The organism is Hartmannibacter diazotrophicus, from assembly GCF_900231165.1.
Lineage (GTDB): Bacteria > Pseudomonadota > Alphaproteobacteria > Rhizobiales > Pleomorphomonadaceae > Hartmannibacter > Hartmannibacter diazotrophicus.
Genome location: NZ_LT960614.1, coordinates 3,877,306 through 3,902,818 on the forward strand (window position 1 = coordinate 3,877,306; position 25,513 = coordinate 3,902,818).

23 protein-coding genes are annotated in these 25,513 nt (G+C 65.7%); 2 read left to right on the forward strand and 21 right to left on the reverse strand.

What is annotated here, in order from left to right; all coding sequences use genetic code 11:
• Positions 1–85: 85 nt before the first annotated feature.
• The 14 genes from HDIA_RS18055 to tolQ all read right to left on the reverse strand — a co-directional run bounded on the left by HDIA_RS18055 (position 86) and on the right by tolQ (position 18,403).
• Positions 86–1,936, reverse strand: coding sequence for a vWA domain-containing protein (locus tag HDIA_RS18055; RefSeq protein WP_245883949.1), 1,851 nt, complete (start codon positions 1,934–1,936; stop codon positions 86–88).
• Between the two features lie 212 nt (positions 1,937–2,148).
• Positions 2,149–2,694 (reverse strand): RNA polymerase sigma factor, encoded by a 546-nt coding sequence (locus HDIA_RS18060; protein ID WP_099557432.1) that lies wholly within the window; start codon positions 2,692–2,694, stop codon positions 2,149–2,151.
• 140 nt (positions 2,695–2,834) lie between these two features.
• Positions 2,835–4,418: a phosphoglycerate dehydrogenase gene (gene serA / locus HDIA_RS18065; RefSeq protein ID WP_099557433.1), complete on the reverse strand. Its 1,584-nt coding sequence runs from the start codon at positions 4,416–4,418 to the stop codon at positions 2,835–2,837.
• Between the two features lie 219 nt (positions 4,419–4,637).
• Entirely contained in the window at positions 4,638–5,813 is a 1,176-nt protein-coding gene (locus tag HDIA_RS18070) for a phosphoserine transaminase (protein ID WP_099557434.1), read from the reverse strand.
• Between the two features lie 205 nt (positions 5,814–6,018).
• The gene (locus HDIA_RS18075; RefSeq protein ID WP_099557435.1) at positions 6,019–6,762 is read right to left on the reverse strand and encodes an outer membrane protein; all 744 of its coding nucleotides are present in this window, start codon (positions 6,760–6,762) and stop codon (positions 6,019–6,021) included.
• A gap of 327 nt (positions 6,763–7,089) precedes the next feature.
• Complete coding sequence (glmM, locus tag HDIA_RS18080; RefSeq protein ID WP_099557436.1) at positions 7,090–8,439, reverse strand: phosphoglucosamine mutase; 1,350 nt, start codon at positions 8,437–8,439, stop codon at positions 7,090–7,092.
• Between the two features lie 323 nt (positions 8,440–8,762).
• Positions 8,763–10,688 carry an ATP-dependent zinc metalloprotease FtsH gene (gene ftsH / locus HDIA_RS18085; protein WP_099557437.1) on the reverse strand — a complete coding sequence of 642 codons (1,926 nt, stop codon included), beginning with the start codon at positions 10,686–10,688 and terminating at the stop codon, positions 8,763–8,765.
• A gap of 180 nt (positions 10,689–10,868) precedes the next feature.
• On the reverse strand, positions 10,869–12,161 hold the full coding sequence (gene tilS / locus HDIA_RS18090) for a tRNA lysidine(34) synthetase TilS (RefSeq protein ID WP_099557438.1): 1,293 nt from the start codon (positions 12,159–12,161) through the stop codon (positions 10,869–10,871).
• 12 nt (positions 12,162–12,173) lie between these two features.
• Positions 12,174–13,289 carry a tol-pal system protein YbgF gene (gene ybgF, locus HDIA_RS18095; protein ID WP_157775724.1) on the reverse strand — a complete coding sequence of 372 codons (1,116 nt, stop codon included), beginning with the start codon at positions 13,287–13,289 and terminating at the stop codon, positions 12,174–12,176.
• A gap of 563 nt (positions 13,290–13,852) precedes the next feature.
• Positions 13,853–14,362: a peptidoglycan-associated lipoprotein Pal gene (gene pal, locus HDIA_RS18100; protein WP_099557440.1), complete on the reverse strand. Its 510-nt coding sequence runs from the start codon at positions 14,360–14,362 to the stop codon at positions 13,853–13,855.
• A gap of 195 nt (positions 14,363–14,557) precedes the next feature.
• Positions 14,558–15,907: a Tol-Pal system beta propeller repeat protein TolB gene (gene tolB / locus HDIA_RS18105; RefSeq protein WP_173796259.1), complete on the reverse strand. Its 1,350-nt coding sequence runs from the start codon at positions 15,905–15,907 to the stop codon at positions 14,558–14,560.
• Positions 15,908–16,056: 149 nt separating this feature from the next.
• Entirely contained in the window at positions 16,057–17,181 is a 1,125-nt protein-coding gene (locus HDIA_RS18110) for a cell envelope biogenesis protein TolA (RefSeq protein ID WP_099557441.1), read from the reverse strand.
• A gap of 48 nt (positions 17,182–17,229) precedes the next feature.
• Positions 17,230–17,688, reverse strand: a complete 459-nt coding sequence (gene tolR / locus HDIA_RS18115; protein ID WP_099557442.1) for a protein TolR — start codon at positions 17,686–17,688, stop codon at positions 17,230–17,232.
• Positions 17,689–17,692: 4 nt separating this feature from the next.
• Positions 17,693–18,403 (reverse strand): protein TolQ, encoded by a 711-nt coding sequence (gene tolQ, locus HDIA_RS18120; RefSeq protein ID WP_099557443.1) that lies wholly within the window; start codon positions 18,401–18,403, stop codon positions 17,693–17,695.
• 363 nt (positions 18,404–18,766) lie between these two features.
• On the opposite strand from tolQ, the gene HDIA_RS18125 reads away from it, so the two are divergent.
• On the forward strand, positions 18,767–19,171 hold the full coding sequence (locus tag HDIA_RS18125; protein WP_099557444.1) for a RidA family protein: 405 nt from the start codon (positions 18,767–18,769) through the stop codon (positions 19,169–19,171).
• An 8-nt stretch (positions 19,172–19,179) separates the two neighbouring features.
• On the opposite strand, the gene ybgC is transcribed toward HDIA_RS18125, so the two are convergent.
• The 6 genes from ybgC to HDIA_RS18155 form a co-directional block, all read right to left on the reverse strand.
• Complete coding sequence (gene ybgC / locus HDIA_RS18130; protein WP_245883951.1) at positions 19,180–19,641, reverse strand: tol-pal system-associated acyl-CoA thioesterase; 462 nt, start codon at positions 19,639–19,641, stop codon at positions 19,180–19,182.
• The gene (gene ruvB / locus HDIA_RS18135; protein ID WP_099557445.1) at positions 19,638–20,687 is read right to left on the reverse strand and encodes a Holliday junction branch migration DNA helicase RuvB; all 1,050 of its coding nucleotides are present in this window, start codon (positions 20,685–20,687) and stop codon (positions 19,638–19,640) included. Before ruvB ends, ybgC begins: the two co-directional genes overlap by 4 nt.
• Positions 20,688–20,810: 123 nt before the next feature.
• Positions 20,811–21,467 (reverse strand): hypothetical protein, encoded by a 657-nt coding sequence (locus HDIA_RS18140; RefSeq protein WP_099557446.1) that lies wholly within the window; start codon positions 21,465–21,467, stop codon positions 20,811–20,813.
• A gap of 144 nt (positions 21,468–21,611) precedes the next feature.
• Complete coding sequence (ruvA, locus tag HDIA_RS18145) at positions 21,612–22,229, reverse strand: Holliday junction branch migration protein RuvA (protein WP_099557447.1); 618 nt, start codon at positions 22,227–22,229, stop codon at positions 21,612–21,614.
• Positions 22,230–22,340: 111 nt separating this feature from the next.
• Positions 22,341–22,859, reverse strand: coding sequence for a crossover junction endodeoxyribonuclease RuvC (gene ruvC, locus HDIA_RS18150; RefSeq protein WP_099557448.1), 519 nt, complete (start codon positions 22,857–22,859; stop codon positions 22,341–22,343).
• 102 nt (positions 22,860–22,961) lie between these two features.
• A complete protein-coding gene (locus tag HDIA_RS18155) occupies positions 22,962–23,921 on the reverse strand; it encodes a DMT family transporter (protein WP_099557449.1) in 960 nt (319 codons plus the stop codon).
• 145 nt (positions 23,922–24,066) lie between these two features.
• Here HDIA_RS18155 and HDIA_RS18160 point away from each other — a divergent pair, with 145 nt between their 5' ends.
• Positions 24,067–24,534, forward strand: a complete 468-nt coding sequence (locus HDIA_RS18160) for an Lrp/AsnC family transcriptional regulator (protein WP_099557450.1) — start codon at positions 24,067–24,069, stop codon at positions 24,532–24,534.
• 213 nt (positions 24,535–24,747) lie between these two features.
• On the opposite strand, the gene HDIA_RS18165 is transcribed toward HDIA_RS18160, so the two are convergent.
• The gene (locus HDIA_RS18165) at positions 24,748–25,350 is read right to left on the reverse strand and encodes a glutathione S-transferase family protein (RefSeq protein WP_099557451.1); all 603 of its coding nucleotides are present in this window, start codon (positions 25,348–25,350) and stop codon (positions 24,748–24,750) included.
• Between the last annotated feature and the right edge of the window lie 163 nt (positions 25,351–25,513).

Sequence of the window (25,513 nt, forward strand, 5' to 3'; positions counted from 1 at the left end):
GGCATGATAACCGCCTTCGACAACACACGAACGCCGAGGGCGATGCCTCTCCCGCAGCGCGAGTGACCGAGCAGGCAGACAAGTGTTACTTGCCGGCCAGCGCTCCGGCAAGTCGGACCAGGCTGACGAAGCCGCTGCGGTAGCCATAGGCATCCGCGCCGCGGGCATCGACCGCAAGGTCGGCGATCCGGTCATAGCCCATGTCTGCGACCGCCGGATTGGCCTTCAGCTTCTGGCCGAAGGCGGCAACCGCCGCGGCAAAGCGCATGTCGTCGGAAACGCCATCGATGTCGGCGGCCTCATTGGCGGTCGTGATCGGCGTCTCGATCAGGCGGCTCTTGTCCTCGTCCGGCAGCTTGTAGCGGATCTTGAGGAAGCCGTATTCGTTGGCATGCAGCGTGCCGTCCGCCGTGGCGGACGCCCCCTGCCCCGAGGACTGGTAGCGCAGATCGTCGGCAAGCCGCGCCGGGCTGCCGGCCGGCGTGATCTCGTAAAGCGCGGTCACCGCCGTTCCCGCACCGACCTCGCCCGCATCCACCTTGTCGTTGTTGAAATCGGTGCGCGACAAGGTGCGCGTCTCGTAGCCGATCAGGCGGTATTCCGCGATGGCCTGCGGATTGAACTCGACCTGGATCTTGACGTCCTTGGCGACCGGGAAGAGCGTCGACGTCGCCTCGTCCACCAGCACCTTCTGCGCCTCGGCCAGCTTGTCGATATAGGCCGCCGCGCCGTTGCCGTTCTGGGCAAGCCGCTGCATCAGCGCGTCGTTGTAATTGCCCTCGCCGAAGCCGAGGACGGACAGGAAGATACCGCTCTCGCGCTTCTGCTCGATGAGGCGGGTGAGGCTGTCGTCGTCGGAGGCACCGACGTTGAAGTCGCCGTCGGTGGCCAGGATCACCCGGTTGACGCCCTTCGCATCAAAGGATTTCTGCGCCAGCGCATAGGCCTCGTCGAGACCGGCAGCCCCCGCCGTGGACCCGCCCGCGCCGAGACCGTCGATGGCTTTCAGGATCGCGGGCTTGTCGCTGGCCGCCGTCGGCTCCAGAGCGACACCCGCCGCTCCCGCATAGGTGACGAGCGAGACGTGGTCGTCGGGCGAGAGTTTGCCGAGGAGCAGCTTGAGGCTGGCTTTCACGAGCGGCAGCTTGTCCGGCGCGTTCATGGAGCCGGAGACATCGATGAGAAAGACGAGATTGGCCTTCGGCCGCACCGCCGGCTGAACGTCATAGCCCTTGATACCGATGTGGACGATCTTGGTCGCCGCGTTCCAGGGCGTCGGATAGACCGCGACCGTCGGCTGGAAGGGCGTCTCCCGGCTTTCGGGCAAGGCGTAGTCGTAGGGGAAATAGTTGATCATCTCCTCCACGCGCACGGCATCCGGCGGCGGCATCCGCCCGGCCTCGATCATGCGGCGCACGAAGGCATAGGACGCGGTGTCGGTGTCGATCGAGAAGGTCGAGACCGGATCCTCCGCCGTCACATTGACGGGGTTGGTGTCGGCCGCCTCGAAGCGGTCGCGCGAAGCCTCCGGCGGCATCATTGCATCGCCGACGGTCGGCATGGTCGAAGGCGCGGGCATGGCGAGTGGCTTTTGTGCCATCAGCTCCGACATGATCGGCGCCGCCTCGCGGCGCAGCCTGGCCGCGGCCCCCGCCGCCTGTTGCGGATCGGCCGGAATCGGCGCCTCGATGAGCGGTTCGGCCGACTGCACGACCGCCATGTCATTCTCCACCGGTGGCGGCGGGGCCAACTGGCCCTCAGCCACCTTCGCCGCGTCCTTGCGGGCGGAAGGAAGTTCCTGCTCGTCGGCAAGCATCGGCGACGGCGCGCCCGGCATCGACAGGATGTCGGTCTTCACCAGCGGCAACAGAATAAGCGGCAGGAGCATCACGCTGGCGGCGGCGCCGCCGAGCATCAGTTTCGTCTGGGTCGTCATGGTCCATCTCCCCGTTTGGGTTACGGGCCTTTGACGAGACGGCGCGTCCGATCCTTGGGGAGCGGTCGTATTTTTTTCCGACGTCTTATTCTGCTCGGCCTCGAAGGCGGCAAGCGCCGCCGCCACGGCACGCTCCTTCGCTTCCTCGCGCGGAGCGGGCACGGGCGTCTTTGCCAGACGATCGAGATCAGGGCGTTCAAGGTCGGGGCCGCTCATGGCGCCCTCCTTTGCAAGGTCGATTTCAAGGTGCGGCGCGCGGCAAAGAGATGCCAGGAGACGGTCGCTTCCGCGCAGCCGAGCGCACGGGCCGCCTCGCCATGGCTCATGCCCTCCGCGTGGACCAGCAGCACCGCGTCACGCTGGCGGTCCGGCAGGCTGCGCACGGCATCCCAGAGCGCATCCTCCGGATTGTCTTCGGCCTCCGGCGGCCCCTGCCCGTCGACAAGCGCCATGGCGGCAAGCTGGCGCTGGCCCTCCGCCCGGCGCTGGCGGACGCGCAAGGCATCGCGTGCGGCATTGAGCGTGATCCCGCAGAGCCAGGTGGTGAAGGCCGACCGGCCCTCGAAGTCGGCAAGCCGCTTTGCCAAGCGGATGCAGACTTCCTGCGCCACGTCCTCGGCCTCCGAGGCCTCGCCGAGACAGCGCCAGGCGACCCGGTGAATGAGTGGATAGTGCCGCCGCACGAGCGCGGCAAAGGCCGCGCTCTCGCCATCGCGGGCGCGCGCAATCAGCCTCTCGTCCGTCTCCTCACCGCTCATGGCCGCCCGTCTTCCTGCCTCGTCCGCCGACTTGGACGATGTGACATCGGCGATCCTTTGGTGCGGGAGGCAAAAAAGTTAAAAAAATTGGGGCGCCCCGAAGGACGCCCCGTTTCCCAGCCCAATTGAAGCGTCCCGGCTCAGAACGCCAGAGCCTTCGCCTGCCGCACCATCGGCAGCGCGCAGACGGCTTCCAGTGTCTCGTCGGCCACCGGACCATCGACCTCGACGAGGCAGATGGCGTCGCCGCCCTGCTGGATCCGGCCGAGGTTGAAGGTGGCGATGTTGATGCCGGCATCGCCGATGATCGAGGCGAACTTGCCGATGAAGCCCGGCTTGTCGTCGTTGGTGACATAGATCATCGACTTGCCGAACTCGGCCTCAAGGCCGATGCCCTTGATCTCGACGATCCGCGGCTTGCCATCGGCGAACACCGTGCCGGCGACACTCCGCTCCTGCCGCTCGGTAATGACCGTCAGGCGAATGAGCGCGTCGTGGTTCTCCGCCTCCTCGCGGCGCACTTCCTCCACCGCAATGCCGCGCTCCCTGGCCATTGTCGGCGCAGAGACCATGTTGACGGTCTGGAGCAGCGGGCGCAGCAGGCCGGTGAGCGCCGCCGAGGTGAGCGCGCGGGTGTTCATGTCCGCGCAATCGCCCTCGTATTCGATGCGGATACCCTTGAGCGAGGTCTCGGTCAACTGGCCGGCGAAGGAACCGAGCAGTTCGGCGAGCTTGACGAAGGGCGTCAGGCGCGGCGCTTCCTCCGCCGAGATCGACGGCATGTTGAGCGCGTTGGTCACGGCCCCCTTCATCAGGTAGTCCGACATCTGCTCGGCGACCTGCAGCGCGACATTCTCCTGCGCTTCCGACGTGGAGGCACCGAGATGCGGCGTGCAGACGACATTCGCCATGCCGAAGAGCGGATTGGACGTTGCCGGCTCGATCTCGAAGACGTCGAGCGCCGCACCCGCCACGTGGCCGCTGTCGAGCGCGGCCTTGAGGTCGGCCTCGACGATCAGGCCGCCACGGGCGCAGTTGATGATCCGCACGCCCTTCTTCATCTTCAGGATGGCCGAGATGTCGATGATGTTGCGCGTTTTGTCGGTGAGCGGCGTGTGCAGGGTGATGAAGTCGGACCGGCGGAAGAGTTCGTCGAGTTCGACCTTCTCGACGCCGAGGTCGATCGCCCGCTCCGGCGACAGGAAGGGATCGAAGGCGATGACGTGCATCTTGAGGCCGATGGCCCGCTCGGCGACGATCGCGCCGATGTTGCCGCAGCCGATGATGCCGAGGGTCTTGGAGGTCAGCTCCACGCCCATGAAGCGGTTCTTCTCCCACTTGCCCTCGTGGGTGGACGCGTTAGCCTCCGGGATCTGGCGGGCGAGCGCGAACATCATCGCGATGGCATGCTCGGCCGTCGTGATCGAGTTGCCGAAGGGCGTGTTCATCACGATGACGCCCTTGGCGGTCGCGGCCGGAACGTCGACATTGTCGACGCCGATGCCGGCCCGGCCGATGACCTTGAGGTTCGTCGCGGCGGAGAGAATCTTCTCCGTGACCTTGGTGGCCGAGCGGATGGCAAGGCCGTCATACTGGCCAATGATCTCGAAGAGCTTGTCCTTGTCCTTGCCGAGATCGGGCAGGTAGTCGACCTCCAGGCCGCGATCCTTGAAGATCTGCACGGCAGTGGGGGAAAGCTTGTCGGAAATGAGAACGCGGGGCATCGAAGCCTCCTGCTGGAATGGGAAAGAGCGCTGCCGATGTCGGCGCGCTGCATGTTGGGCGTGTGCGTCGACATGGGCGCGGCGCAAACCCCTCGCCCCATCGGGGAGAGGGTGTCACGAAGTGACGGGTGAGGGGCAAGAAAAACCCCTCATCCGGCTGCTACGCGGTCCCCTCCTCCCCGGCGGGGAGAAGGGTAAAATGCCGAAATACCTAACCGCTCACGCCGCCTTGGCGATGTCGGCGACCGATGCCTCGAAGGCCCAGTCGAGCCAGGGCAGCAGCGCCTCGATGTCGGCGGTCTCGACGGTCGAGCCGCACCAGATGCGGAGGCCGGGAGGCGCATCGCGGTAGGAGGCGATGTCGAAGGCGACGCCGTCCTTTTCCAGGAGCCCGGTGAAGGTCTTCACGAAGGCCTGCTGGCCGGCTTCGTCGAGATTCGCAACGCGCGGATCGACGAACTTCAGGCAGACGCCCGTCGTCGAGCGATGCTCGGGCACGGCGCACAGGAAGTCGATGAAGGGCGTGCGCTCGACCCAGTCGAACAGCGCCTTGGCGCTCGCTTCCGAGCGCGCGATCAGCGTATCGAGGCCGCCGATGGACTTCGCCCAGTTCATGGCATCGAGATAGTCCTCGACGCAGAGCATCGACGGCGTGTTGATCGTGTCGCCCTTGAAGATGCCCTCGTTGAGCTTGCCGCCCTTGGTGAGCTGGAAGATCTTCGGCAGCGGACGGTCCGGGACATAGGTCTCCAGACGTTCGACGGCGCGGGGGCTGAGGATCAGCATGCCGTGCGCGGCCTCGCCGCCCATGACCTTCTGCCAGGAGAAGGTGACGACGTCGAGCTTGTCGAAGGGAAGCTCCATCGCGAAGGCGGCCGAGGTGGCGTCGCAGATGGTCAGGCCCTTGCGGTCGGCGGGGATGAAGTCGGTGCGCGGCACGCGAACGCCGGCAGCCGTGCCGTTCCAGGTGAAGACGACGTCGTGGTCGAAGTCGATCTCGTCGAAGGCCGGCAGCACGCCATAGGGCGCCGTGAAGGTGCGGGTGTTCGGAACCTTGAGCTGCTTGACCGCATCCGAGACCCAGACGCTGCCGAAGGCTTCCCAGGCGGCGACGTCGACGGGGCGCGGGCCGAGCATCGACCACATGGCCATCTCGACGGCGCCGGTGTCCGAGGCCGGAACGATGCCGATGCGATAGTCGTCCGGCACGCGCAGAACGTCGCGTGTCAGGTCGATCGCTTCCTGAAGCTTGGTCTTGCCGATCTTGGCGCGGTGGGACCGTCCGAGCGCGGCATCAGTCAGCGCTTCGAGACTCCAGCCAGGGCGCTTGGAGCAGGGTCCGGACGAGAAACGGGGATTGGCCGGCTTCGCAGCCGGCTTGGCGGTCATCATCATATCAGTCCATCCTTTCAGATGGGCGCGCCTCGTTGGGGAGGCGTGTCCCGCCGCCGGAAATACTCGCGCGGCCGGTGGTCCGTCAAGATCAAACGTCCTGGTATTATATAAACCACGCCCCGCCCCATCCTCGGGACAACGAAAAACGGCGGATCCTTGCGGATCCGCCGTCTGGCGATCAGGTCTTGTCCGGATGACGGCGCGATCAATACATCGAGTAGCGCAGGCCGACGCGGATTTCGTGGGCGTCGATCTTGTCGGTCTTGGCCGTCGTCGTACAACCGCACTGCGTGGTGACGGTGCCGAGGCTGGCCTCGCCGAGGTTGAGGTAGCGGTAGTTCACGTCGAGCGCGAGACGGTCGGTGATGTCGTAGGATGCACCCGCCATCAGCGCCCAGGCGAAGTTCCACTTGCCGTCGCCGCTGCCGGCCGGACCGATGCTCGTGTTGACGTTGCTGGTCTTCAGGTAGGACGCACCGATACCGGCGCCGAGATAGGGCGTGATGCCGGAATAGGTGCCGAGATCGGCATAGGCGTTGACGAGGGTCGTGAAGGCCGAGAACTTCGTGTTGGCCGTGATCACCGGCGTGCCGCAGGCCGCGCAGGTGTTGGTGACCTTCATCGTCGAGCGGAATTCATAGTCGCCTGTGAGGTCGGCACGGAAATAGTCGTTGAACTTGTAGCCGACACCGACACCGACCATGCCGGTGTTGTTGATGCTTTCGCCGCTGGCCGTACCGGCCGCAGGATCGGCAAGGGTAATCCTCGGATCCTGATAGACCTTGTAGCCGATGTCACCGCGCAGATACCAGCCACCCACGGCCGGCAGCGGAATGACCTCCGGCGCCTCGATGATGGGCTCGTAGGGAATGTCGGCAGCATGGGAGACCGCGGCGCCACCGGCGAACGCGGCCACGAAAACAACAGCAGCTTTTGCGAGCGTGCGCATAACGAGAATCCTTCTCTGACCGATCGGGCCTCGTTCTGGCCCGCTCTGCGTTCTTGCTGCTTAGAACGTAAAGTCAAAGAGTTAAGCGCAACTTAACCAAGAAAAGTAACCTTAAGATTTTAAGTTAAGAAAGTACGAACAAATCAAAGAATTCGATCCGGATCTTCATGCTTTGGTGAGGAAGGTAAACGGGCCGAAAGGAATTCACCCGTTGCACCGTCGGCGAGGTGCCCCAATGGAACCGCCGTGGCGTATGCCGAAGGCGAACCGGCTATCCCCGGAGGGTCCCCGTTCCAGGCCCTTGAGGCCGGGAACGGAGCAGGCAGGTCAGGCTGCCGTCCGGTTGATGGCGCTGACGATGTCGTCCACCGCTTCGAGGACCATATTCTCGTTCTCGCCCTCGCCCATCACGCGGATCAAAGGCTCGGTGCCGGACGGGCGCACGAGGATACGCCCCGTGGAGCCGAGCCGTGCCGTCGCTGCGGCAATCGCCTGGACGACGATCTCGGTCTCCAGCGGCTTGCCGTCGCCCCGGATACGGACATTGCGCAGGATCTGCGGCAGCGGCTCGAACTTGTGGCAGACCTCGCTGACGGGACGTCCGAGCTTCTGGACGCAGGCGAGCACCTGAAGTGCGGCGACGAGGCCGTCGCCGGTGGTCGAATAGTCCGTGAGCACCATGTGGCCGGACTGCTCGCCGCCGACATTGTAGCCCTCCGCGCGCATCGCCTCGACGACATAGCGGTCGCCGACCTTGGTGCGATGAAGCGTGAGCTTCTTGCTGCCGAGATATTTCTCCAGTCCGAGGTTCGACATCACCGTCGCCACGATGCCGGGCTTCGTCAGGCGTCCGTCCTCGGCAAAGGATTCGGCGATGACCGCCATGAGCTGGTCGCCGTCGACGATCTGCCCCTTCTCGTCGATGATGATCACCCGGTCCGCGTCGCCGTCGAGCGCGATGCCGATGTCCGCCCGCACCTCGTGCACCTTGGCGCAGACAGCCTGGAGGCTGGTGGACCCGCATTCGCGGTTGATGTTGAGGCCGTTGGGTTCGACGCCGAGGGAGACGACGTCGGCGCCAAGTTCCCAAAGCACTTCCGGCGCCACCTTGTAGGCGGCACCGTTGGCGCAGTCGATCACCACCCGCAGCCCTTCGAGGCTGAGGTTGCGCGGAAGCGTGCGCTTGGCAAACTCCACATAGCGCGCCCGTTCGCCGTCGACGCGCTTGGCCCGCCCGAGGTCCGCCGGGGCGGCGAGCCGCCGCGACATGTCCGATTCGATGAGGCTCTCGATCTCGCCCTCGATCTCGTCGGAGAGCTTGTAGCCGTCGGGGCCGAAGAGCTTGATGCCGTTGTCGGCGTAGGGGTTGTGCGAAGCGGAGATCATGACGCCGAGGTCGGCGCGCATCGAGCGCGTCAGCATGGAGACGGCAGGCGTCGGCACCGGGCCGGTGAGGAAGACATCGACGCCGACGGCCGTGAAGCCCGCGGTCAGCGCCGGCTCGATCATGTAACCGGAAAGGCGGGTGTCCTTGCCGATGACGACCCTGTGGCGATGATCGCCGCGCCGGAAGGCAAGCCCGGCGGCCATGCCCACCCGCATGGCGACATCGGGCGTGATCGGCCATGTGTTGGCCGTGCCGCGAATGCCGTCGGTTCCGAAATAGCTGCGCGTCATCTGTTCAATCCCGCCTTCGGCTTGTTTCCGTCCCGTTCCGGAGCACGACGCGTCCAAGCGAATGCGCTGAACGAGACCGATGCTTCTTGTTCAAGAGCACAGTGCGACATGAAGGTGCTCATGCGAACCCGCATGAGCGCACGCCGCTCCAGCCCCCGTGAACCGACAGACAATTACCGCGCATTCTACCGGCAACGGGTTCAAAAATTATTTTCGTCCGTAACACGGCTGTTTCTGAAATACGTCCGCCGCCCCGCGTAACGAAAGCCCGGCAACCTTGCCGGTTGCCGGGCCTGTTCGCAATTACTGTATCGGATCGGGGATCAGCCCTGCGGCTGCGGCTCCAGTCCGCCCGCGCCCGGTTCGTCCCGGGGACGCGATGTGCCGGTGGTCGGCACGGCCGAGCCGCGCGCGACTGGCGCTTCCTCGGAGGAATCGCGCGTCGGAGGCGTGCCCTTGTCGATGAGATCCTTGATCTCCTTGCCGGTCAGCGTCTCGTATTCGAGCAGCGCCTTCGCAAGAGCCTCCAGCGCATCGCGCCGTTCGGTCAGGATGCGGCGGGCCTGCGAATAGGCCTCGTCCACCAGACGGCGCACTTCGCTGTCGATCTTCTGCGCGGTCTCTTCCGACATCTGCTGATGCTTGCCCATCGACATGCCGAGGAAGACCTCTTCATTGTCGTCGGCATAGAGCACCGTGCCGAGTTCGTCGGAATAGCCGAAGCGGGTGACCATCGCCCGGGCCATCTTGGTCGCCTGCTGGATATCGCCGGCGGCACCCGAGGTGATGTTCTCCTTGCCGAAGACGAGTTCCTCGGCGATACGCCCGCCCATCGCGACAGCGAGATGCGAGGTGTATTCGATGTAGCGCATCGAATAGCGGTCGCCCTCGGGCAGGAACTTCACCATGCCGAGCGCACGGCCGCGCGGAATGATCGTCGCCTTGTGGACCGGCATGCCGGCCGGCACCGTCAGGCCGACGATCGCGTGCCCTGCCTCGTGATAGGCGGTGAGCTTCTTTTCTTCGTCGCTCATCGCCATCGACTTGCGCTCGGCGCCCATCATCACCTTGTCCTTGGCATCCTCGAACTCAAGGTGCGTGACGAGACGGCGTCCGCGGCGGGCGGCCAGAAGAGCCGCCTCGTTGACGAGGTTCATGAGGTCGGCACCCGAGAAGCCCGGCGTGCCGCGCGCGATGATCTTGAGGTCGACATCGGGCGCCAGCGGCACCTTGCGCACGTGAACGCGCAGGATCTTCTCGCGGCCCGCGACATCCGGGTTCGGCACGACGATCTGGCGGTCGAAACGGCCCGGACGCAGAAGGGCCGGATCGAGGACGTCGGGACGGTTGGTCGCCGCGATGATGATGATGCCTTCGTTGGCCTCGAAGCCGTCCATCTCCACGAGCAGCTGGTTGAGGGTCTGCTCGCGCTCGTCGTTGCCGCCGCCAAGGCCGGCGCCGCGATGGCGGCCGACCGCGTCGATCTCGTCGATGAAGATGATGCAGGGGGCGTTCTTCTTGGCCTGCTCGAACATGTCGCGCACACGGGAGGCGCCGACACCGACGAACATTTCAACGAAGTCCGAACCGGAGATGGTGAAGAAGGGCACGTTGGCTTCGCCGGCAACGGCGCGCGCCGTCAGCGTCTTGCCGGTGCCGGGCGGGCCGACGAGCAGGACGCCGCGCGGAATGCGGCCGCCGAGGCGCTGGAACTTCTGCGGATCGCGCAGGAATTCCACGATCTCCTGCAGATCTTCCTTGGCCTCATCAATGCCCGCGACGTCGTCGAAGGTGACCCGGCCATGCGCCTCGGTGAGGAGCTTGGCCTTGGACTTTCCGAAGCCCATGGCCTTGCCGCCGCCGCCCTGCATCTGGCGCATCACGAAAATCCACAGCGCCAGGATGACGATCATCGGCATCCAGTTGATCAGGACGCCGAGCAACGAGAAGCCCTCGCCCGCCGGCTTCGCCGTGATCTTCACGCCCTTGTCGCGCAGGATCTCGACGTAGTTGGCGCCATCGGGGACATAGGTCTCGAAGGAGCGATCGTTGGTCAGGTGGCCCGTAACGTTCCGCTCCATGATCGTGACGTCACGAACATTGCCCTGATCGACGTTGTTCAGGAACTCAGAATAGGAAATGGTGTTCGTGGCCTGCCGTTGTCCGGGGCTCTGGAAAAGCTGGAAAAGAGCGATCAGGAGCAAAGCAATAATGACCCAGAGCGCGAAGTTCCGGAAATGTGCGTTCATTGTCGTTCCTTGGCACCGGTGTCCCGGCGGCACACAAAAATGGTTGGCCAACCGAATTTCGGCGAGCCTAGCGTCAGGGTGTTAATTTAGGTCTACGGAAGGGCGTTGCCAACCCACGGGGTTGACAATCCCTTAATTCTTCGCTTCCGGCCAATTCTTTTGGCAAGTCCAGAGACTTGGTCAATGCTCGCCGGTCTGCGCAAGCCGCAGTTCGATGCCATGATCGCGCCCGGGTTGGCCCGGCGCGGCAACAAGCCCGGCATCGGCATCGAAAAGCCCCGGAATGCTCTCCCGCGCTGCAGCCGGCCCAGGCAGACGGATGCCGCTCTCTTCGAGCTGGCGGCGCCCTGCCCCACCGAGCGCGGCAAGCCGGAAAGCGCGGTTCTCAAGCCCCTTCAGCACGACCCGCAGCCGGCCGTCCCAGAGATAGATTCCGTCCTCGTCGACGGCCCGTTCCTCGAACCCGGTCCGCCCGGCCTCGGGATAGAGCCAGAGCCCGTCGCGGCGCGGCGCCAGCATGACCCCGCCGAGCGTCGCGGCGCGCGGCGCCTCTCCCGCACGCAAGAGGCCGTACCACGCCTCAAGCGGCTGAAAGGACGGGCCGTAGTCCGTGCCCCTCAGGTCGCGGATGAGATCGGAAAGAAGCCTCAAGGCGATTTCCTCGTCCGCCTCGCAAAGCCTTGCCCCGTCGAGACGGACATATCCCGGATGCCAGCAGACGGCCTCCGACCGGAGCCGCCCGACCAGCCGCTCGATGACGCTTGCCGCGCGCGACAGCCGCTCGGCGGTCTCGGCAAGACGCTCCGGGGTGAGGCCGATCGAGGCGAGTTCGGGCATCAGCTGCCGCGTCCGGACCCGCAGGAAACGCCCGTCGCTGTTGGAGGGATCGTCGATCCAGGACAGGCCGGCCGCCCGCAGGCTGGCTTCCAGCCGGCGCCTCGGAACGGAGAGCAGAGGACGCAGGAAAGTCACGCCGTCGACGTCGCGGCTCGGTCCCATGGCGGCAAGGCCGCGCAGCCCGCTGCCGCGCCCAAGCCGCATGAGGAAGGTTTCAGCCCGGTCGTCGAGATGATGGGCGAGCAGCACGTGCGCGATGCCCTTGCTCCGGGCCGCCTCGGCCAAAAGCCGGTAACGCGCCTCGCGCGCCTTCGCCTGAATGTCACCGTGGAGGACGCCGGGATGCCAGCGCAGGGTTTCCGAAGGCAGCCCGAAACGTGTCGCCATTGCGCAGACCTCGGCGCACTCCCCCGCCGCTTCGGCGCGAAGGCCATGGTCGACGGTCAGAACGAGAGGCTGCGGATAGTGGGGATGGCGTTTGGCAAAGTCGGCGGCAAGAATCATCAGCGCCGTCGAATCGGCGCCGCCGGAGACGGCGATGGCAAGCGGTCCGGCATCGAAGAAGGGCGCCAGCAGTGCGTCCGCTTCCGCCGGATCGAGCGGCGGAGCCTCGTTCCGGCCGCCTTCCCCGCTCACGTCAGACCCGCCTCAGCACTGCGATTTCTTCTGCTCGGCGCTGACCCGCCTCAGCAGCGTACCCGATGCCTCGGGATACTTCTTGCCGATCTCGGTATAGGTCGCGCAGGCCGCGTCCTTTTCCCCCAGACCACTGAGCGAAAGCCCGAGCTTCAGCAGGCTTTCAGGCGCCTTCGGGCTCTGCGGAAAGGTCTTGTAGGTGTCGAGGAACTCGTTCGCCGCCTCGCGGAACATCTTGCGGGCGAAATAGGATTCGCCAAGCCAGAAATGGGCGTTGCCGAGCAGCGTGCTATCGGGGTGGTCCGTGATGAACTGGTGAAAGCCCATCTGCGCCATCTCGTAGTTGCCCGCAAGGATGTAGCCATAGGCCTGGTCGTAGGCCTCGCGCGGATCGGAGGGCAGCATGACGGAGGCCATCTGCGGGCTGGCATCGCCGGTCGTCGGCGCCACCGGCGTCGAGGGACCGCCGGGCAGACCGATCCCGCTATCCGTCGCGCCCGCTCCATAGGTCGTCGTACCGGAATCGCCGCGTGCAAGCGCGGAAAGGTCAAGCGGCCCGGAGAACTGGCCATACCCGCCGGCGCCAACGCCGGCGCTGACGCCCGGCAGCGTGCCGAGGCTGGACGGCGGGGCGCCAAGCTGCTGGCCATTGTTTTCCGCGGGTGTCGGCTCGGGATAGCTGTCGGACGGCATCGGTTCCGGCCCGCCGGGCGTGCGCAAGGTACCGCCGAAGTCCATCGGCTCGCTGTCCTGCGGAACGGCCTGCTCGGCTCTCGACTTCTTGCCCGTCGCCTTGCCGCCCTCGATCTCCTGGAAGCGGAACTCGATATCCTCCTGCTGGCGCTGCATCATCTCGCGCTGCTGCCGCAACTCGTGCAGAAGCTGCTCGATCTGGCCGTTCATCTGCCGCATCTGGGATTCGAGGCGGTCGATACGGATCGACTGCTGGGCGATCTGGTCGCTGCTCTGGACCCTCTGGACCGACTGGCCGGACCCGAGGTCTGCGGGCGGCGTCGGGTCGGAAGAAAACCAGCCGGCCTGCGCCGGAGCCACTCCAAGCCCGATGGCGAGCAGTCCCGCAGCAAGGCCGCAACGCTGTGCCCGGGGGGCGCCCGAAGCGGTCGCCATCGGGTCATTCTCACGGCCAGACGGCCGCTTCATTCCGATCATGCTGACTCTATTCATGATGCCGTTGCATCCACATCCCAAGAAATCCGGCCCGGATCGAACCGCCGAAATCGGTTTTGTCTCCGTCAGGCTCGATCACGCGTCGCGGTGTCGTTACGCTTGTTCTTACTCATATGTAGAACAACTCTGCCCGAGATGCAGTCACATATGTGCAAACCGGCTGTTACACGACGTGCTCTCGGTACGATGCGCCATTCCCGGGCGCCACGCCGCGTTAAAAAAAAGCGGGCAAAAAACAACACGATGTCGCACTCGACCTGATCAATCGTTGCCTTATTGACCACGAGTTCGGCCAAATTGAGACCCGGCGGGCCGGCAAGGCCGCGCCATTGGCGGGACAGGGCTGCAGGCCCTGCATGACAGGCCGCTTCGATACGATGATCCGCCAGCGCCCCGGACGCAGGCGCAGGGTCGTTCCCGCCCCACAGGGGGACATGCAAAAACGCCCGGCCAACAAGGCCGGGCGCTGAAGCATCACATATCCCTCGGGCCAAGAAGCGCCGTCAGTTGGTGGCGTTGTTGAGCACCGTCACCGCACGCCGGTTCTGAGCCCAGCAGGAAGCGTCGTCGCAAAGCGCCACCGGACGCTCCTTGCCGTAGGAGACGGTGCGCAGCCGGCTCGGGTTGACCCCGCGGCTGACGAGATAGTCGTTCGCGGCCTTGGCCCGGCGAGCGCCGAGGGCAAGGTTGTACTCGCGCGTGCCGCGCTCGTCGGCATGGCCTTCCAGCGTCACGGTGTACTGCGGGTAGCGGCCGAGCCACTGCGCCTGGCGGTCGAGCACGCCGCGACCTTCCGTGTTCACTTCCGAGCTGTCGGTGTCGAAGAAGACGCGGTCGCCGACGTTGACGACGAAGTCCTGGGCCGAGCCCGGAACGGCTGTTCCGGCACCGGTGCCGCCAGCAAGCTGGCCGTCGAGTTCGCTGGGGCTCTTGGCGCAGGCCGCGACAAGGACGACAAGACCGCACACGGCGATCACGCGGCGCAGCGCCGCAAGGGAAAACAAGCTGACCATCCTGGTGAATCCTTCGAAGTGGTATGGGGCCACGCATTCATGGAGCGCCCCTCAGACCGTCCCGTTTACCTTAACGCACGCATGGTTAAGGCCGGGTTGGGAAACATGGTGAACGACTGGTTACTTCACATTCGTCCCGAATATGTCATTCCTGTGTTCCCATCCCGCGCCGGGTGAACGGGCCGCTCCGGCGCGTCATTTCAGCAACGGCGACCAGGCCGGATCGGAGGCCATGTTCGGCGTCGGAATGCGCTGCTCGTTGCGGCCGGTCAGATCGACCGACCAGAGCTGCGGCCCCTGCCCGTTGTCGCGGAAGAACATGAGCACGCGGCCGTTCGGCGCCCAGGTCGGACCCTCGTTGTGGAAGCCTTCCGTCAGGATGCGCTCGCCCGATCCGTCCGGCTTCATGATGCCGATGGCGAACTTGCCGCCCGACTGTCGGGTGAAGGCGATGAGGTCGCCGCGCGGCGACCAGACCGGCGTCGAATAGCGCCCATTGCCGAAGGAGATGCGCTGCGCGCCGCCGCCGCCCGCGCCCATGACATAGAGCTGCTGCGAACCGCCACGGTCGGATTCGAACACGATCTGCGAGCCGTCCGGCGAATAGGACGGGCCGGTGTCGATCGCCGCCGAGTCGGTCAGGCGCTGGACCTGCCGGCTGGCAAGATCCATCGCGTAGATATTGGAGTTGCCGCCCTGTTCGAGGCTCATCACGACCCGGCGCCCGTCCGGCGAGAAGCGCGGCGCGAAGGTCATGTTGTTGAAATTGCCGACCACCTGCCGGCTGCCGGTGTCGAGATTGAGCAGATAGACGCGCGGGTTCTCGTTACCGCCGAAGGACATGTAGGTGATGTCCTGGGTGGAGGGCGAAAAGCGGGGCGTCAGCACCAGTTCCTTGCCCTGGGTCAGGTAGCGCACGTTGGCGCCGTCCTGGTCCATGATCGCCAGCCGCTTGACGCGCTGGTTCTTCGGGCCCGTCTCGTCGACGAAGACCACGCGGCTGTCGAAATAGCCCTTCTCGCCGGTGAGGCGCTCGTAGATCGCGTCGGCGATGATATGGGCAACGCGGCGCCAGTTGGCCTCCGGTGTCACGAACTGCTGGCCGGTGAGTTGCTGGGAGGCGTAGATGTCCCAGAGGCGGAAATTGGTCTGGATACGGCCGTCGCCGGTGCGCTGCGTATCGCCGGTCACCAGCGCCTGGGCGTTGATCACGCGCCAGTTCTGGAAATTCGGCATGACGTTCGGATTGACCGCCTTGTCGATGAAGGAGGCGGGATCGAGCGGCACGAAGAGGCCGGAGCGCTTCAGGTCGGAGGTGACGACCTCGGCGATCTGCGCGCCGAGCTGCGCATCGCCGCCGAACGCGGGAATGGCAATCGGCAACGGCTGGAAGTTGCCGCCGTTGATGTCGATGGTGATCTCGGCCCGGGCCGGGCCCGCGGCCGCAAGGCCAATCAGTGCCACGACAGCGGCCATGACCCGGCGCACCGCCGATCCTGTCCCCTTGCCGAGGATACCGCTGCTGAGGGAAAGAATTCCCGTCATGATAATCCCTACTCCGTTGTCGGCCCGCGCGCCGGCATCTGTCTTGCCGGCCCCGGACGTGTCGTTGCTGGTGCCATTGCTGCCTTGAAGAGACGGAAAACCGTTCTTTTTCATGGCGGCAGGCCACCACCCGCCATTTTCGACTGTGCTCAATAGGCCGAAGGCGGCGTGAAATTGATGTTGACCACGCTCCACTGGTCGAACTTCTCGGGCGGCATGAAGTCGTAGGGCGCGCAGCGGCGGATCGCCCGGAGCGCTGCCTCCGCCACGACCTGGCCATAGGGACCGCCCGGAATCTCGAGCGCCTCCGGCGGCCCGTTCAGCGAGCCGTCCGGATTGAGGGTCATGCGGATCGGAACCCGGATGCCGTCGGTGTTGGCGCCGACCGGCGGCACCCAGCATTCGAAGATGCGCGCCCTGAGCGCCTCGAGCTCGTTGGCCGTCATCTGGCCGACATCGCGGCCCGTCGCCGTGCCGAGCGACGCCGTCTGGTCGGAGGCCAGCGCCCCGCCGCCCGAGGGATCGACCTTGTTGAGGAGGTTCTCGATCTGCTCCGGATCGAAGTTGCTGGTCGAGTCCTCCCGGCCGACCTTGGACGTGTCCTTGGCGGGCTTGGCCGGCTTTTTCGGCGTCGTGTCCTGCGGTTCGGCGGACGCGGTCTCGATCGGCTTCGGCGGCGCGGGCTTGACGCGCGGCTTCACCGCCGGGGCCGGCGGCGCGTTGTCCTGCGCGGTCTCCTCCGGCTTCGGCTCCGTCTTCGGCTCCGGTTTTGACTCCTGCGGCTTCTTCTCCGGCGGCGCCAGTTCCGCGACGTCCGTCGTCGGAGCCGGGGCCTTTTCGACTGGCTTGGCGGGTTCCGGCGGCTTCGGCTCGGCCTTCGCCTCGGCTGGCTTCGGCGGCGCGGGCTCGGGCGGCGGGGCCGGCGGTTCCGGCGCCTTCGGTGCGGGGGTTGGCGAGGGCGGCGGCGCGGCCTCGCGGACGGACGCCTCGGTGCTCGGCTTCGGCGTCGGCGGCGCGTCGAGGTCCTTCGGCGCGTTGCCGGCCTTCTTGGCCTCCGGGTTGGGCTTCGGCGGCTTGGCGACGCCCTGGCTCTGCGTCTCCTTGCGCTCGGCCTTCTTGGAGCCCTGCGAGACGTTGGTCACTTCGGTGATGATGTCGACCGGCACGGCCTCGACTTCGGCGACCTCGAACGGCTTCGCTCCGGGAAGGCTGACGAGCCCCCAGAGGAGAATGATCGCATGTACCGCTACAGAAGCCGAAAGGCCTATCCGCATGTCAAATCCGTCAGGCCGGCAAGGCGGCGCCGGCCAAGTGCTTGTTCGTCAGCTGCCCTGTTCCTCGGTGCTGACCAGACCGATCTTCTTGAAGCCCGCGGCCGAGATCCGCGCCATCACCCGCATCACGGTGCCGTAGTCGGCATCGCGGTCGCCGCGCACGTAGATGCGGTCCTCGACGCCGTTCTTGGCGATCGCCTGCAGCTTCGGCACCACCTCGTCGGCACTCACCTCGGTGTCCTGCAGGAAGATCTTGCCTTCCTTGTCGACCGAGATGTTGATCGGATCGGTCTGGCCCTCCATGGGCTTGGCCGCCGTCTCGGGCAGATCGATCGGCACGCCGACCGTGAGCAACGGCGCCGCGACCATGAAGACGATGAGAAGCACAAGCATCACGTCCACGAAGGGCGTGACGTTGATCTCGCTCATCACCGCGCCGTGGCGACCTCGCCTGCGGCCGCGCCGGCGTCCGCCGCCGCCCCCTGCTGACCCGACACTCATGCCCATGGCGTCAGCTCCGCTCGTCGATCTGGCGCGACAGGATGGCCGAGAATTCGTCGGCGAAACTCTCCATGCGCGTGGACAGCCGCCCGGCGTCGCTGGACAGCTTGTTGTAGGCGATCACCGCCGGAATGGCGGCCAGCAGGCCCATCGCGGTGGCAAAGAGCGCCTCGGCGATGCCCGGCGCCACCACCGACAGGTTGGTGTTCTTCGACGCCGCGATCGCCTGGAAGCTGGTCATGATGCCCCAGACCGTGCCGAAGAGGCCGACGAAGGGCGCCGCCGAACCGACGGTCGCCAGGAACAGGAGCCGCGACTCCAGCCGTTCGGCCTCGCGCACGATGGTCACATCCAGAACCTTCTCGATCCGCTGGTTGAGCGAGGTGAACGTGCCCCGCCCGCCCTCGTGGCTGCGCTTCCATTCCCGCATCGCGGCAACGAACAGGGCGGCAAGGGCGTGGTTCGGCCGGCTCACCAGCGAGCGGTAAAGCTCCTCCAGGGACTGGCCCGACCAGAAGATCTTCTCGAACTGGTCCATCGCGCGGCGGGTGCGCGCATAAAGGATGAGCTTCTCGATGATGATGGCCCAACTCCAGACCGACGCCGCCAGAAGCCCGATCATCACCAGTTTGACGATGATGTGCGCTCCGAGGAACATCGAGATCAGGGAAAGATCGGCACCGGGCGCATCGAGAACCGCTTGGGCGACTTCGCCATTCATTTAGGATGCAACCTCTTTGGGCAAAAAATACGGCAAGCGCCGGAGAGCTCAGGGTGACTGTCGCTGTCCGGGCGAAATCCGCCCCGCGCGCCCGACCTTGGCTTTGACGGCAGGCTCTTAACCTTGGCGAGGCTCACTGCCGGTCAAATTTGTCGAAACGACGACCGACGTGGACCGAGCCTTCAGGGCGACCTTGCCGCAACATGGTTAATTTAGCGTTATGGCGCATTGGTGGCGCGGATCGCGCGCTCCAACCGCAACGCGGGAGACGGCTCGAAACCTCAACCGCAACTCGAAAAGCGGTCAAAGCCATCGCTCCGCGCTAAGTTTGCTGGAACCGGCAAGGCGAATGGGGAGGCGACAATGGAATTCGATCGAGAGCTGATCTCCAACGGAAACCCGATGGAGGCCGTCGTGGGGTTCAGCCGCGCGGTCCGGGTCGGACCGTTCATAGCCGTCGGCGGCACGGCGCCGGTCGGGGCCGATGGCAAGACCGTCGGCGTTGGCGACGTCGCGGCCCAGACCCGTCAGTGCATCGAGATCATCAAGGCGGCCCTCGAACAGGCCGGATCGGGACTTCACGATGTCGTGCGCACCCGCATCATCCTGACCGACATCAACAACTGGAAAGCCGCCATCGACGTTCGCAAGGACTATTTCAGGGACGTGCGGCCCGTTGACACGATCATGGCCATCGACAGGTTTGTGAACCCGGAATGGCTTATCGAAATCGAGGCCGATGCCGTCATTGCAGACTGGGCGGGCTAGCGGAGACCTCACGCCCCCGCCGACCACATGAGATCCACCATCTCCTGCGGCAGCTTCACCGGCCGGAAATTGCCGCCGATGGAGATGACCAGCACGTCGGCGGTGGCGATCGCCTCGCCCTCGCGCCGAAGCTCCTGTTTCAGCGTGATGCGCGGACCCGCGATGTCATAGACCTCGGTGACGACGTCGAGCAGGTCGTCGAGGAGCGCCGGCTTCAGGTATTCGATCGTCATCTTGCGGACGACGAAGAGGATCCTGTCCTCGGTCGCGGCGGCGTTGAGCTTCGACTGGTTGATGCCGATTGCGCGCAGAAACTCCGTCCGCCCGCGCTCGAAAAAGCGGATATGGCCGGCGTGGTAGAGCACGCCGCCGGCGTCCGTATCCTCGTAATAGACCCTGACGGGCAGATGATGCGCGCCGTCGCGCAACTCGCCGGAGACCGGCCGCATCGAGACCATCGTCACGCTCACTCGTCGTCGATATCGGAAAAAAGCTGGAACTGCGGCGCGTCCGGCCCGCTCGGCACCGCAAGGCCGAGGTGGCGGAAGGCATGGGCCGTCAGGAGGCGCCCGCGCGGCGTGCGTTGAACGAAACCGCGCTGGATGAGGAAGGGCTCGACGATCTCCTCGATCGCATCGCGCGGCTCCGAAAGGGCGGCGGCGATGGTCTCGATCCCGACCGGGCCGCCGCCGAAGGACGAGGCGATGGTGGTGAGATAGCGCATGTCGAGGGCGTCGAGGCCGATACTGTCAACATCGAGCCGCGAGAGCGCCGCATCGGCGGTGTCCCGGTCGATCGCCTCCTTGCCGGCAACGACCGCAAAGTCGCGCACCCGGCGCAGGAGCCGGCCGGCGATGCGCGGCGTTCCGCGCGAGCGGCGGGCGATTTCCGTCGCCCCGTCCGCCGTCATGCCGATGCCCATGATCCGCGCGCCGCGCTTGACGATGTGTTCGAGTTCTTCCGTCGTGTAGAAGTCGAGCCGCACCGGAATGCCGAAGCGGTCGCGCAGCGGCGTCGTCAGGAGCCCAAGACGCGTGGTCGCCCCGACGAGCGTGAACTTGGCCAGATCGATCCGGACCGAGCGCGCCGCCGGTCCCTCGCCGATGATGAGGTCGAGTTGGAAATCCTCCATCGCCGGATAGAGGATTTCCTCCACCGCCGGGCTCATGCGGTGGATCTCGTCGATGAAAAGCACGTCGCGCTCTTCAAGATTGGTCAGCAGCGCGGCGAGATCGCCCGCCTTGGCGATGACCGGCCCGGAGGTCGCCCGGAAATTGACCCCGAGTTCGCGCGAGACGATCTGCGCCAGCGTCGTCTTGCCAAGACCGGGCGGGCCGACGAAGAGCACATGGTCCAGCGCTTCGCCCCGCGCCCGCGCCGCCCGGATGAAGACGTCGAGGTTCGCCCGCGCCGCCGCCTGTCCGACGAAATCGCCCAGCGTCTGCGGCCGGATCGTCGCGTCGAGGTCTTCAGGCCGTTCCTCGCCGGTCACAAGGCGTTCGGGCGTCGTCGCCATCAAGGATGCTGCTTTCGTGATCAAGAGCGATGCCATTGCCGACAAAGCAATGGCATCGCTCTAATATTTTGCTTTCACGCAAATCCGGACGGAAAACCGGTCTCCACTTTTCCTGGATTTGCTTTAGTGCACCGAACCGCTCGGCGGTGTGATCGGCCCGGCCGGCAGGGCGGTCGAGGGCTGGTCTTCCGGAGCGTGCATCGTTTCGTCCCCGGCCACCATGACCGGTCCGGTCTCGACTGCCGGCTCCAGCATCGGCGCCGGCTCGACATCCTCCGGCGGAACATAGGGGCCGGGCACGGCCTTCGCACGGCGCGGCTTCTCGCTCACCCAGGCCAGGAAGGGCAGCGACAGGAGGAATGAAACGACGACGGTCGGCAACAGGATGGCGCCGGCCAGAAGCCCGATCAGCGGCAGCTTCTCGGCCTCGTCCATCGGCTGCGAGAACACGAAGATCGAAAAGGGGATGCCGAAGAGCAGCATCAGGATGAAGGCGGCCTTGAAGCAGAGCGCAATGAAGCGCCCGACCCCGGTCGCATGCTCGGAAATCAGCATCGCCGACATGGCGAGGAAGATGTTGACCACGACCGATGCGCCGGCGGCGATGACGATCGGCTGCGGCGTGCCGCCTTCCTTGGGCATCAGGCTCGGCAGGTCGGCGAGCGCCATCCCGCCCATCAGTGGCTTGATCGCAAGGATCGCGAGCGCCCCCGCCTGCCAGAGCGCCAGCCAGACGAGGAAGAAGAGGATGACCATGAGGGAACGGAAAAGCAGGTACACGCGGCGATCTCCCGGATCACAAGGCCATCGGCCAGAAGGAAAGGCCACCATACTGCATTGCGGAAAAAGCTGAACCCCTGACGGCCGTCATGTTCATTCCGGCGCGGCAAGAAGACTGCGCACCCGGCCAGCGGGGCAAGCCGCTCATTTCGAGAGTTCCTTGAGGCCGAGCCGGATCAGCTTTTCCGTCGGCGCGCCTTCGCCCGCCTCCTTCATGGCGGCGGCCACGGCCGTGCTCGCCTGAAGCTGTCCATAGCCGAGGTTGACGAGGGCCGAGACCGCATCGCCGGCCGGCCCCCTGCCCTTGGCCTCCGCGACATCGCCGGCAAGCCGCAGCGCCGCCGGATCGGCATCGGAAAAGCCCGGCGCCTTGTCCTTGAGCTCGCCCGTGATGCGCTCGGCAACGCGCTTGCCGACGCCGGGCGCGCGCGAAATTGCGGTGAGATCGCGCACCGCGATGGCGGTCGCAAGCTCGGCCGGAGAGAGAACGCCGAGGACGGCGAGCGCCACCTTGGCGCCGACGCCCTGCACGGTCATCAGCAGGCGAAACCATTCCTTCTCCGCTTCGCTGGCAAAGCCGTAGAGGCGGATCATATCCTCGCGCACGTAGGTTTCGATGAAAAGCACCGCAGCCTCGCCCACGGCCGGCAGCCGCTGCAGCGTGCGCGCCGAACAATGCGCGATGTAGCCGACCCCGTGCACGTCGAGGATAACGTGATCCTCGCCGAAGCTGTCGACGACACCCTTGAGCTTTCCGATCATAGCCGCTTGCCGATCATCGCTGCCCGCCGACCTTTCCGGTGAACGCTCTCCATGCTGCGATTCGGGCGGAGAGCAAGGCTTGCCGCACGCTAGCGGGGCAAGAAGAACAGGTCAAGAACATGCAGCCGCGCGGGCCAACCGTCCGGCCGCCGATCCACGGTGATGGGCATGCGTCATGGCGATGGCGAGGGCATCGGCCGCATCGGCGCTTTCGAAGGTCGCCTTCGGCATCAGGACCTTGACCATCATCTGGATCTGGCTCTTGTCCGCGTGCCCTGCCCCGACGATCGCCTTCTTGACGGCGTTGGGCGCATATTCGGCGATGACGAGTCCGCGGCGGGCCGGTACGAGAAGGGCGATACCGCGCGCCTGCCCGAGCTTCAGCGTCGCCCCGGCATCCTTGTTGACGAAGGTCTGCTCGATGGCCGCCTCATGCGGCTGGTGGCGGTGAAGCACCTCGTCGAGCCCGTCGTGAAGCTGCACGAGCCGCGCGGCGAGATCGGCCTCGCCATCGGATGTGACGATCCCGGAGGCGACGAACCGCACGGAATTGCCGAGGACGTCGATGACGCCCCAGCCGGTGCGGCGTAGGCCCGGGTCGATGCCGATGATTCGGGTGGTTTCGGTCATGCTTTCACCGGTAGAGCATCGCACGCAAAAGAGTAACCTATTTTGCGCGTCTGCGATGCTCCACCGGCGAAAGCGTCTTCGCAGGGAGGCGAAGAAACGGTGTCAGCCCCTGACGAGGGCCGGAAGCCGGCGGGCGAGCGCCAGCGGCAGCGATCCGCTGGCCGCAACGACGCCGCAGCCGACGATGAGCGAGCCGAGAATGACCGGAACGGTGAAATGCTCGCCGAGAAGCACGGTTGCCGCGACGAGGACGCAGACCGGCGTCATCGCGGTGAGCGCCGAGGCCTTGGCCGGGCCGAGCCGCGTGGAGGCAAAGCTGAAGGCGACGATGGAAAAGACGCCGGCAACGCAGCCCTGGATGATGACCTGCCCGGCAAGCACGCCGACCGAACTCGTCTCGGCGGCATGGAGGAGCGATCCGGCGCCCCAGGGCAGGACGGCGATGAAGGACCAGACCGCGATGAGCGCCGTCGCCTCGATGGCGCCGAGCCCGCTCTTGCGGAAGGAAACGGAATAGACGCCCCAGGCGAGCGCGCCGGCAAGGAAGAACGCATAGCCCTGCCAGGCGGCGGGATTGCGCATCAGGCCGCCGGCGACGATGACGGCGATGCCGGCGAGAATGACGAGAAGGCCGGAGACCTGAAGGCGGCCGAGCCGCTGGCCGAGGAAGGCGGCGGCAAGCGCCCCGGTGACGACCGGCATCAGGCCGGTGACGATGGGCGCGGATTCGGCGGCGGGCGCAAGCGCCAGACCGGCGGAGACGAAGGCGACGAAAGGCGCACCGGCAAAGAGCAGGCCGAAGAGCGAGCGATGATCGAGGCCGCGTGGGATAAGGCCAATGCGCAGCCACACCGGCGCGAGCAGGACGGCGGCAACGCCGAAGCGGATGACGGCAAGCCCGGCCGGGTCGATCTGCAGGGCGCCGGAGGCCATGGCATAGCGCGTGCCGATAACCCAGGTGGTCCAGCCGACGACCGTCAGCAGCGCGGCAATGAGACCGGCTGAAGGGTGAGCCAGGAAGGAAGACCGGAGTTGGCGCGGGGCAAGATCGACGAACGACATGGCGGCCCTCCACTGGGGTTATCGGACAGGATTGCTTACCTGTTGACGATAGCCTTGACGGGAGGGGCATGTCCTTGCGTATTATGCCTCAAACATCTCGATTATTGGCAGACTATGCCAATTCAACGCTGGAATTTTAATATCCATGCCCCAAGATCGCATCGACGGCACCGACCGCAAGATTTTGCAGCATTTGCAGGAAGACGGCCGACTGACCAATGTGGAGCTTGCCGAGCGGATCAATCTGTCCCCCTCGCCCTGCCTGAGACGGGTGAAGAAGCTGGAGACGGAGGGTGTGATCCGGGGTTACCGGGCCGTCGTCGACCGCAAGCAGGCGGGGCTCGGCCTGACGGTCTTCGTCAGTCTCAGCGCCACGCACCAGAACCGCGAGGAGATGCTGTCCGTCTCCGCCGCGCTGGCCGCGATGCCGGAAGTCGTCGCCTGTCACATGGTGTCGGGCGAATCCGACTTCCTGCTCGAGGTGGTCGTCCCGGATCTGGAAAGCTACGAGCACTGGATGACCGAGCGGCTGATCTCCCTCGACATGGTGGAGAACATCCGCTCCAACTTCGCCATCCGCACGGTGAAGGACCAGGGACCGCTGCCGGTGTGAGCAACGCCGGAAGCGCCGCGCCGGCACCTGTCGCTCTTTCGGCACGATGTCATTCCCGGCCGGGAGCCAGAGGACCGAGGGGAAGGCAATCCGGAAGGATGCCCCGCACTCATCGACCGGTTTCTGGATCCCCTTCCCTCGCCATCGCGTCGCTCGGCTCGCCGGGGATGACATCGGCGAGGAATAACTTGGCGATCCAGACAGAGTCGAGCGTCAGCCGCCCGCCGCCTCGATCGCCCGTGCCCTCTGCCAGGCGGGGCGCGCCTCGCAGCGCGCGATATAGGCGTCGAAGGAGGGACGCGAGGGCACCATCTTGAAGGCCTTCACGGCAAAGTGGAGCCCGGAGCCGACGACGATGTCGGCGGCGGAAAAGCGCTCGCCAAGGATCCAGTCGCCCTTTTGCAATTCGCCGTCGAGCACGTCGCAGACACGCTCGGCGCTGCCCCACCCGGCCGACACCGTCGGCATGTCGAACTTGGCGTAAAGCTGGGTGATTGCCGCCTCAATGCCGGCCGCCCCGAAGACGACATATTGCAGGTAGCGCCCGCGCAACGGGTCGCCGAGCGCGGGGGCAAGTCCCGCTCCGGCGGCGATGTCCGCGACATAGAGGCAGATCGCTGCGACTTCCGCCACCTGCGCCTCGCCATCGACAAGCGCCGGCACCTTCATCATCGGGTTGATCGCCCGAAAGGCGTCCGTCGACTGATCGCCCTTGCGGATGTCGATGAGCTCTCGCTCGTAGGGAAGGCCCGCCTCCTCCATCAGCCAGAGCGCGGTTGCGGATCGGCTTTGCGGACACCAGTAGAGTTTCATCATGTTCCTCCCGTGATTGAGACTGGAACATAAAGGGAACACACGATAGAGTCGAGGGATGATTGTTGCCCCTTTGCGAGCGCTGCAGAACAAACCTCATGCGCTAAACAGGGTCATGGTCCGCCTTCGCGGACCATGACAGCGGTCGAAAGGTCGGAAACCCCTG

Bases quoted from the DNA above. Each gene is read 5' to 3' on its own strand.
- HDIA_RS18055 (WP_245883949.1), bottom strand. From the start codon at position 1,936: ATGACGACCCAGACGAAACTGATGCTCGGCGGCGCCGCCGCCAGCGTG.
- HDIA_RS18060 (WP_099557432.1), bottom strand. From the start codon at position 2,694: ATGAGCGGTGAGGAGACGGACGAGAGGCTGATTGCGCGCGCCCGCGAT.
- serA (WP_099557433.1), bottom strand. From the start codon at position 4,418: ATGCCCCGCGTTCTCATTTCCGACAAGCTTTCCCCCACTGCCGTGCAG.
- HDIA_RS18070 (WP_099557434.1), bottom strand. From the start codon at position 5,813: ATGATGATGACCGCCAAGCCGGCTGCGAAGCCGGCCAATCCCCGTTTC.
- HDIA_RS18075 (WP_099557435.1), bottom strand. From the start codon at position 6,762: ATGCGCACGCTCGCAAAAGCTGCTGTTGTTTTCGTGGCCGCGTTCGCC.
- glmM (WP_099557436.1), bottom strand. From the start codon at position 8,439: ATGACGCGCAGCTATTTCGGAACCGACGGCATTCGCGGCACGGCCAAC.
- ftsH (WP_099557437.1), bottom strand. From the start codon at position 10,688: ATGAACGCACATTTCCGGAACTTCGCGCTCTGGGTCATTATTGCTTTG.
- ybgF (WP_157775724.1), bottom strand. From the start codon at position 13,289: ATGGCGACCGCTTCGGGCGCCCCCCGGGCACAGCGTTGCGGCCTTGCT.
- pal (WP_099557440.1), bottom strand. From the start codon at position 14,362: ATGGTCAGCTTGTTTTCCCTTGCGGCGCTGCGCCGCGTGATCGCCGTG.
- tolB (WP_173796259.1), bottom strand. From the start codon at position 15,907: ATGACGGGAATTCTTTCCCTCAGCAGCGGTATCCTCGGCAAGGGGACA.
- HDIA_RS18110 (WP_099557441.1), bottom strand. From the start codon at position 17,181: ATGCGGATAGGCCTTTCGGCTTCTGTAGCGGTACATGCGATCATTCTC.
- tolR (WP_099557442.1), bottom strand. From the start codon at position 17,688: ATGGGCATGAGTGTCGGGTCAGCAGGGGGCGGCGGCGGACGCCGGCGC.
- tolQ (WP_099557443.1), bottom strand. From the start codon at position 18,403: ATGAATGGCGAAGTCGCCCAAGCGGTTCTCGATGCGCCCGGTGCCGAT.
- HDIA_RS18125 (WP_099557444.1), top strand. From the start codon at position 18,767: ATGGAATTCGATCGAGAGCTGATCTCCAACGGAAACCCGATGGAGGCC.
- ruvB (WP_099557445.1), bottom strand. From the start codon at position 20,687: ATGGCGACGACGCCCGAACGCCTTGTGACCGGCGAGGAACGGCCTGAA.
- ruvA (WP_099557447.1), bottom strand. From the start codon at position 22,229: ATGATCGGAAAGCTCAAGGGTGTCGTCGACAGCTTCGGCGAGGATCAC.
- ruvC (WP_099557448.1), bottom strand. From the start codon at position 22,859: ATGACCGAAACCACCCGAATCATCGGCATCGACCCGGGCCTACGCCGC.
- HDIA_RS18155 (WP_099557449.1), bottom strand. From the start codon at position 23,921: ATGTCGTTCGTCGATCTTGCCCCGCGCCAACTCCGGTCTTCCTTCCTG.
- HDIA_RS18160 (WP_099557450.1), top strand. From the start codon at position 24,067: ATGCCCCAAGATCGCATCGACGGCACCGACCGCAAGATTTTGCAGCAT.
- HDIA_RS18165 (WP_099557451.1), bottom strand. From the start codon at position 25,350: ATGATGAAACTCTACTGGTGTCCGCAAAGCCGATCCGCAACCGCGCTC.